Raw genomic sequence first — 3,572 nt, 5'->3', positions numbered from 1 at the left:
CCGTCAAGAGAGGACACCCCTCTCCTTACCAAGGAGAGGGGCTGGGGGTGAGGTTTTTTGATTGAGACTGTCTTCTAAAGCAATACGGTTCAGATAAGACCATAATTTCTTGTAGAGACGCGCCATGGCGCGTCTCTACAGGTCAATTTTTTGTACTAAAAATCCTTAACTGAACCGTATTGTCTTCTAAAGCTATATTTCTTGACTTTGGCAAAGAACAAGTCTAAAACGAGACTCTAATACTCACAAATAAAGCTTTGACACTCGTCGATGAAGTTTAAATACTCGTTAGCGAGACTCCAATACTCATAAACGCAGCTTTGATACTTGCTGACAAAGTTACAATACTCATAAACCGAGCTTTAATACTCGTTAGCGGAGACTTCAATACTCATAAACGCAGCTTTGATACTCGCTGACAAAATTCCAATACTCATAAACCGAGCTTTAATACTCGTTAGCGAGACTTCAATATTCATAAACAAAGTTTTAATACTCGTTCGCAATGTAGAGACACGCCATGGCGCGTCTCTACACATCACCAATTTTTACTCAAAATCCTTAACTGAATCGTATTGACCTAAAAGTAACTTGCAGATACTTGTAAACTTTTCAGTTACCCTCAAAATAGTCAGCAATTAAAGGGTAGTTATGGCAACCAAGCTGGAAAAGCTACGGAACTTTTTCACAAAAGACATTCCAGATTTCTTGAAAAAACCGACAAACACAACAGAAACAGGTGCAGAAGTTTCTAAAGCAAGTCTGGAATTAGCCGTAGCATTAGGGTTGCTAGGTACTCCTTTAGCACCAGTAGGTGTTGCTGTTGCTGGACTATCCTTTGTGGGACTGACAGCCAAAGCAATCAAGTTTTACCAAGAAAAGACAGGGGAAGCAAGTCTAGAGGAATGCGTCAGCATTGCAGCACGGGTGGCTTATGTCGAAAGTTTTGAAAAAATATTAAACACGATAGAAGACAAAGATTTATTAGCAAAAGTCGGGACAATACATGCAGGTGAAGCTGTTGCAGAAGGATTCATTGATATTAATGAAGAAGAAGCAAGAAAAGCCATCACCTGCTTTCGAGAAACGAAATTAGCCCAAGAGTTTAACCGTCAGTTGTCATATATTTTAAAAGTAGCTGGACTTAGCCCCACAGAAGCCGAAACTTTCACCCAGCGAGTGGCTTGGAATACACAGCGATACATGAACCAAGCCTTGGCGGAAGCAGGAGACACAGTGAAAAACTTAGCCGGACTATTCCGCGATGGCTGGCGCAAGGAACTAGAAAAATATCAAAGTCTTGATGAATATCTGGAAAAACAGATTGCTACAAAACCCAGAGAAAAAGTATTTGCAGAAAAATTCACTTTTAAAAATATTTACGTACCACTGCAAGCGCAACCACTGGATACAAATGGTCAAGAGGATAACGAAAAGCAATCAATTGATTTAGAAACTTGGGCAAAAGACTTGCTGCAAGAATCCGATAAACAAGATAAAGTTTTATTTATCCAAGGTGGGCCAGGAAGAGGTAAAAGTGTATTTTGTCGGATGTTTGCTGATTGGATGAGACAAAATTTATATCCAATTTGGACACCAATTTTGATTCGTTTGCGAGATATCAGAACATTTGAAAAGAATTTTGAAAATACAATTTCTCAGGCAGTAGACAGAGATTTTGCTAAGAATGATGATGGTTGGTTAACAGATAAAAATATTCGATATTTATTTTTGCTAGATGGTTTTGATGAGTTGTTGATGGAAAAAAGAACCAGCGACGGTTTAGAAGAATTTCTCAAACAAGTGGGAGGATTTCAAGAAAGTTGCCAGCGTAACCCTGAAAAAGGGCATCGCCTGTTAATTACTGGGCGGACTCTGGCATTGCAAAGTATAGAAAGAAATATGCCAGCTAATCTGGAACGAGTAGAAATTCTGCCGATGGATGAGGGAATCCAAGAGCAGTGGTTTGAAAAATGGTCAGCACAAGTAGGTACAGATAAAACTGTAGGATTTCAGCAGTTTTTGCAAAATCAAAATTGTCCTGATAGAGTCAGAGAATTAGCACAAGAGCCACTATTACTTTATCTTTTAGCGGCGATGCATCGCGATGGCGAATTGACTGTAGAAATGTTTGCCGATGCTAACGGTACACAAGCAAAAATTCTGATTTATCAAAAATCTTTAGACTGGGTATTAACAGAACAGCGTCCAGAAATTCTCAATCGGGAATTAACAGAACAAGACACAGAAGATTTACGGCGTATTCTCACAGAAGCAGGTTTATGCGTGGTGCAGTCTGGTGGAGAATGTGCAGCAATTTCCATGATTGAAAAACGTCTTGATGACACAGCTAAAAATTTATTAGAAGAAGCAAGAAAACGCATAGGCGATAATCCTCTGAGAAATGCCTTAGCAGCTTTTTATCTCCAGCCAGGTAAACAAACGGGTTCAGTGGAATTTGCTCATAAAAGTTTTAGTGAGTTTTTGTGTGCTGAACGCTTAAAAGAAAGTTTAGAAAACTGGACAGAACCGGGAAGAAAGGGGAGAGGATTTAATATTCAACAAGACCAGATGGATTGGGAAATTTATGATTTATTGGGTTATGGTGGGTTGACACTAGAAATTGTGGAATATTTGATGGGGTTGCTTACAGTAAGTAATGAATTTCGACCAGTGCAATTATTCCAGCGACTACATGATTTTTATCAGCGCTGGTCTGGGGGAGAATTTATTGATGCTTACACAGAAACCTTACCTCAAAAAAAATCACGGCAATTGCATGAGCAAAATATTTCTTTGGGACAGCGACAGGTAGATGTTTATACTGGGCTGAATGTGATGATTTTGCTTTTGGAGTTACACCGCTATGCTCAAAAGGGAAAAGATTTGAAGGAACAAATTATTTTTTATCCTTCTGGTCAAGCGGATGAACAAAATCGTCATACAATTCAAATGCTTCGCATAATCAACTACAGTGACTGCATACAGCTTGGGACTTTTAATAGTGTAGTTGGGGAATTCCTCAGCAATGCAAACCTCAGCCGCGCATACCTCAGCGGCGCAAACCTCATCAGCGCAGACCTCAGCGGCGCAAACCTCAGCCGCGCATACCTCAGCGACGCAGACCTCAGCCGCGCATACCTCAGCGACGCAAACCTCAGCTACGCAGACCTCAGCGGCGCAATCCTCAGCGGCGCAATCCTCAGCGACGCAGACCTCAGCGGCGCAATCCTCAGCGGCGCAATCCTCAGCGACGCAGACCTCAGCGGCGCAATCCTCAGCGGCGCAATCCTCAGCGGCGCAAACCTCAGCGGCGCAAACCTCAGCCGCGCAATCCTCAGCTACGCAGACCTCAGCGGCGCAAACCTCATCAGCGCAAACCTCAGCGACGCAAACCTCAGCCGCGCAAACCTCAGCGGCGTAATCCTCAGTAACGAAAAATTTGGAGATATTTGTTGGGATGAAGGTACAAAGTGGGAAGGTGTACGTGGATTGGAGACAGCAGTGAATGTACCAGAAGCGTTAAAGCAACAGTTGGGGCTGGAGTAGGTTTGCGGTGGGGAGGTGGGGAA

The 3,572-nt window shown here is 42.3% G+C and carries 2 protein-coding genes; one reads left to right on the top strand and one right to left on the bottom strand.

What is annotated here, in order from left to right; all coding sequences use genetic code 11:
- Positions 1–3 precede the first annotated feature (3 nt).
- Complete coding sequence (locus tag UYI_RS39650; protein ID WP_268742176.1) at positions 4–126, bottom strand: hypothetical protein; 123 nt, start codon at positions 124–126, stop codon at positions 4–6.
- A 525-nt stretch (positions 127–651) separates the two neighbouring features.
- Here UYI_RS39650 and UYI_RS0111850 point away from each other — a divergent pair.
- Positions 652–3,549 carry a pentapeptide repeat-containing protein gene (locus UYI_RS0111850; protein WP_016866882.1) on the top strand — a complete coding sequence of 966 codons (2,898 nt, stop codon included), beginning with the start codon at positions 652–654 and terminating at the stop codon, positions 3,547–3,549.
- The last annotated feature ends 23 nt before the right edge of the window (positions 3,550–3,572 follow it).

The organism is Fischerella muscicola PCC 7414 (assembly GCF_000317205.1).
Taxonomy (GTDB): Bacteria; Cyanobacteriota; Cyanobacteriia; order Cyanobacteriales; family Nostocaceae; genus Fischerella; species Fischerella muscicola.
This window is presented reverse-complemented; position numbering and strand designations above follow the sequence as displayed.